At 58.8% G+C, this 4,629-nt stretch carries 5 protein-coding genes; 3 read left to right on the forward strand and 2 right to left on the reverse strand.

Features of this window, described 5'->3' with window-relative positions; all coding sequences use genetic code 11:
* Positions 1-108, forward strand: a 108-nt coding sequence (locus WCA53_RS12740; protein ID WP_423910322.1) for a hypothetical protein, incomplete at its 5' end; no start/stop codon positions are given.
* 396 nt (positions 109-504) lie between these two features.
* On the opposite strand, the gene WCA53_RS12745 is transcribed toward WCA53_RS12740, so the two are convergent.
* The gene (locus WCA53_RS12745; RefSeq protein WP_423910308.1) at positions 505-1,095 is read right to left on the reverse strand and encodes a hypothetical protein; all 591 of its coding nucleotides are present in this window, start codon (positions 1,093-1,095) and stop codon (positions 505-507) included.
* A gap of 206 nt (positions 1,096-1,301) precedes the next feature.
* Between WCA53_RS12745 and WCA53_RS12750 the strand changes: the two genes are divergently transcribed.
* Both WCA53_RS12750 and WCA53_RS12755 read left to right on the forward strand, forming a co-directional pair.
* On the forward strand, positions 1,302-1,838 hold the full coding sequence (locus WCA53_RS12750) for a peroxiredoxin family protein (RefSeq protein ID WP_423910313.1): 537 nt from the start codon (positions 1,302-1,304) through the stop codon (positions 1,836-1,838).
* A gap of 208 nt (positions 1,839-2,046) precedes the next feature.
* A complete protein-coding gene (locus WCA53_RS12755; protein ID WP_423910316.1) occupies positions 2,047-2,847 on the forward strand; it encodes a Fic family protein in 801 nt (266 codons plus the stop codon).
* A 165-nt stretch (positions 2,848-3,012) separates the two neighbouring features.
* Here the strand turns inward: WCA53_RS12755 and WCA53_RS12760 are convergent, their stop codons facing one another.
* Entirely contained in the window at positions 3,013-4,341 is a 1,329-nt protein-coding gene (locus tag WCA53_RS12760) for a sigma-54-dependent transcriptional regulator (RefSeq protein WP_423910319.1), read from the reverse strand.
* Positions 4,342-4,629: the final 288 nt, after the last annotated feature.

Below are 4,629 nucleotides of genomic sequence, written 5' to 3' on the forward strand. Positions count from 1 at the left end.
GTCTTAAGGGTGGCCCGCACGATCGCCGACCTGGCGGCAGCTGACGCGCCCAGCGCGGCGCACCTCGCCGAGGCCATTCAGTATCGGCGAGCGTTCGCTACGGCCTGACGCGACCCTGCCGGTCGCGATCGGCACCCGCAAGAAGAATAATCGTCTGTCAAGACTTGACTTATGCACATTGCACCGAACCTGTTTCTGTTTTTGTCTGATCAAACTTGATCTTTGGCAATAATCCGCAGGGTATTGATTTTATTACGGTTTTTTTCCTGCCGAGATTGAAGGCAAAGTAAGGAAAGGCGCGTCGGACGGGGGCGTAGCGACTGATCAGCGAGGTTCTCCACAAAGTTATCCACAGGCTCTGTGGATAGTTGAAAAAACCGAGACAAATCCGAGTTTTAGCTTCAACTGCTTGCGCAAACTCTCTGACGTGAAACGTTCGTGGCGCACTCGCGAAATGCCGAAACGTCAGACCAAAGTGCGGTTTCTTAGATTTAGAGTAAACATTTAAAAAAGTTTGAACGAAGAGAAAAACTGATCGACCTGGTCAGGGGGGGGCAGTTTAGTTGAGACGATCGCAACTTGATAAACATGAGGTCCCTTGGCGACGAAGCGCGCGCTGATCTCGTGCGATTCCGTCTTTTCTCCATCGGCGCTTGCGCCGTTGCTTAGGCCCTTCACGTTGATTTCCTCACCAGCCAGTTGACCACCGGCCGCAACTTCGATCTGCACCGGAGATGCAACGGGCGTCGCATTCAGGTTGTGCGCGAGCCCGCGCTGCAGGAAGTCGATCGCGGCCCGCCGTGTCGGACCGTCTGCGTTCGGCAAATCAACCGTGCCAACGGCAAAAACGGCGTCACCCGCCTCGGCGGTTTGCATCGACATGTGCATTTTCTGGCCGTTGATCTCGATGTCCCGTGCGTCGGATCGGGGCTTCGATGGGAACGTGATTTCGTAGGCGTCGTCGTTGTTCTGGATCGTGCGCCAGTCATAGGCCGGCGTGCAGGCGAGCAGCGCGGCGGCAAGGATAATGCTCAGGACAGTGGTAAAAGGTCGCGGCACCGCGCGCCGCGCAGCGCTGAATACAAATGGGTTCATGGAGATTGTGGCGAATAAAAGCGAATAAAAGCACGATTATCCGCTGTCGACCGGTACCGCGTTGCCAGCAACACGGCGTTTCGTCCGTCCGCAATAGCGGAATTGGGCCGCGGCGCAGAACCGCTTTTTCAAGATTGGCGTTAAAATGCCATCCATTGTTAGATACGCGCGTCATCGAAACACAAACGGGCTGGCCAGAGGTCTTTATGTCACAGAATTCGCAAGTCTCATCGGCACGGGGCAAGAGCCCGCTGCGCTATGTCGTGATGGCTGTAGTCGCGGGCGTGATCGCATGTACCGGCTATTTTGCGTTCGGGGGACAGCAACACGTGCCCGACGCCACGTTCACGCTGCTGTCGGGGCAGAAAGTGTCGACGTCGACGGATCTCAAGGGCAAGGTCTACCTGATCAATTTCTGGGCAACGGACTGCGAAACGTGCATCAAGGAAATGCCGCAGATGGTCAACACGTACAACCGCTTCAAAGGCCGCGGCCTGGAATTCGTCGCGGTTGCAATGAGCACTGACGCGCCAATGTACGTCACGAACTACGCGCAGACCCGCAACCTGCCCTTCAAGGTCGCCATGGACGACGGCAGCGCCGCGAAGCAGTTTGGTAACGTGCAACTGACGCCGACCACGTTTGTCGTAGATAAAAACGGAAAGATTCTCAAACGCTACGTCGGCGAACCGACCTACGCTGAACTGGACGAACTTCTCGACAAAGCCCTGAACGCTGCGTGATCCGGCTTCTTGACGGTCGTCGCACAAACAAAAAGCCCGCTGCTAGCCTGCCCGTTCCACAAACGTAGAACGCTTGATTAACTGAAGTCCCGCCACGCGTAGAAGTTGGCGGGACTTTTTTTGTTGCGAAAGATTTCGGATGGCGGTTGCACCGCTGGCGGTGATTCTGACCTGAAGCGCGTGCGCGATACGGGCGGCATGTCCGGTCGTGCGCGGCGCAACCCTTCGTCAGCTGTCACGCTATGGATGGGAATGGGCTGCGTCGCACAAAAGCGCGCCAGCGGCATTTAAGTCCTATCCGCAGCGCTACAGCGACAATTTGGAAGGAACAAAATTCTCGCTGGAAGAAGCGGAGGGTATTGTTCTGCGCAACCAGATTGTTGCGCAGCGCCCCAAGGATTCACACGACATCCTTGGTGTGTTCAATCTCGCGTACAAGACCGAAACCCGGGCGATGCCGCCACCGGCGGGTGACGACTTTGTCGACGTGCTTCAGGAGCGCCATCACGCCATGCTCGAGCGCCGCCCGGAAGCGCACCCGGGCCACCTTAAGCTCGAGTCGAACTACGCAGGAACGACTCAGTTCGTGCAACCCTCGCACGTACGGGGAACACTTGCAGAAGGGTCCCGCCTCGCCTTGACAATTCCGGAGGGCCTTGCTCGGGCCATTTACTACCTCTTTCTCATTGCCGAGGTGCACCCGTTTGCCGACGGCAACGGACGGCTCTCGATACTCGTCACGAATGCAGAGCTGTCCCGTGCCGGACGGTGTCGGGTCATCGTTCCAACCCTCTTTCACTCGCAGTTTGTGGACTGCCTCAGAGCACTCACACAAGGCGGGCGGGCCAGCCCGCTCATCAAGGCTATGTTCCGAATGGCAGACTGGTGCGCCCAGTTCAACTACGCCGACCTTCCGAAAGTCATTGAGGCGATCAAGACCACTCACGCGTTCGAAGAATCGCCCGCAGAGTTCCGCTTGCTTAACAGCGACGGTAGTCGAGCCACGTGAAGTGCCCGCTTCCTTGACACGAAGAACGTGGAGATCCGCCATTCGGTGCAGCTCGGAAGGCAGGAGCTCGGTCCGGGAAGTCGGGGCGTTCGAAACCGAAAGCCCTGAAAATCAACACGTCTGTGGACCTGGCAGTCATTCAGCGGGTTCTTTTACTTTCAGCGTTCAATAGCGTTCGACTGCCAGCCCGTATCGCTTGATCTTTTCGTAGAGCGTCGCCTTGCCGACTTGCAGCCGATCGGCCGCCGCCGCCACCACGCCGCTGCACTGCTCCAGAGCCTCCGCAATCACCGCGCGCTCGAACTGCTCCGTGCGCTCCTTGAGCGATTGAGTGGCGGCATCGAGCGGCACGCCTGTTTCATCGATAATTCCCAGCACCATACGATCCGCGGCGTTGCGCAATTCACGCACATTGCCCGGCCAGTCGCGCTGCGACAGTTCTGCGCGCTGGCGATCGTTGAGCAGCGGCGCGGGGCGTTCGTACCGCACGGCGGCGTCGAGAAGGAAATGCTCGAACAGCGGCACCACGTCCTCGCGCCGTTCTGCCAAAGGCGGCAACGTGATCGTTACTACGTTCAGCCGATACATCAAATCGCGGCGAAACGTGCCGGCCGCGATGTGCCCGGCCATGTCCCCTTTGACCGCCGCGACCACGCGGCAGTTTGCCCGGATCGGCTGGTTGGAACCGAGCCGCTCAAGCACGCCGTCCTGCAACACGCGCAGCAATTTCACCTGGAGGGCCAGCGGCATGCTCTCGATTTCATCGAGGAACAAGGTCCCGCCCGACGCGTGCTCGAGCTTGCCGATGCGCCGTTTTTGCGCGCCGGTGAACGCGCCAGCCTCGTAGCCGAACATCTCCGATTCGAACATCTGCTCCGGCAGGGCGCCGCAGTTCACCGCGATAAACGGCTTGTCCCGTCGCGGCGATAAATCGTGCAAGCTGCGTGCGATCAGCTCCTTGCCCGCACCGGTGTCGCCGTTGATCAGCACGGAGGCGTCGGTCGGTGCGACGTTCGCTATGAGCTTGCGGACCTGTTCTATCGCAGGGCTTCGGCCAATTATTCTTGGCGCCACACTGCCTTGGTCCGCCAGTTCGCGACGTAGGGCGCGGTTTTCGAGGAGGAGTTTGCGGCGTTCAAGTGCGCGTCGAACTGCCTCTATCAGACGCTCCGAAGCAAACGGCTTTTCGATGAAATCGTAGGCACCGTCGCGCATGGCCTGTACCGCCATTGAGATGTCGCCGTGGCCGGTGATCAGGATTATCGGTAGTTCGGGAGCGCTGGCACGGCTTTGGGACAGGAGGTCAAGGCCGCTCGCGCCGGGTAAGCGGATGTCGCTCACTATCACGCCCGGGAAACTTGGGTCAATCAGGTGGGACGCAGTCTCCACGCTCCCGTAGCCCGCGACTTCGAAGCCCGCTAGTTGCAAGCTCTGCACGCTCGCCCGGCGAACTAGTTCGTCATCCTCGATGAATATTACTTGTACGCCTGTCACTGGGCTTTCCCTTTTCAACTCCGCGATGGCTTGCTCTTTGTCCTTGGGTCCGGCGGCGTTGGAGTTGCTCGCTCTCCCGGTAGACCTATGCCGCTCACTTCTTCCCGCTCTCTCTTTTGTTTATGCGCGACGTAGCGTTATCACGAATTCCGCTCCATGCGATCGATCCGCGTCCGCCTGCGTCCCACCCTCCGGCCCGTCTACTTCCATCTGCAACGCTATGTTTCTTGCTACGAGGGTGCCCCCGTATTCTCGTGCTATCGCCGATGAAATCGCCAAGCCCAATCC

Source organism: Caballeronia sp. (assembly GCF_049581465.1).
In the GTDB taxonomy this organism is placed as follows: domain Bacteria; phylum Pseudomonadota; class Gammaproteobacteria; order Burkholderiales; family Burkholderiaceae; genus Caballeronia.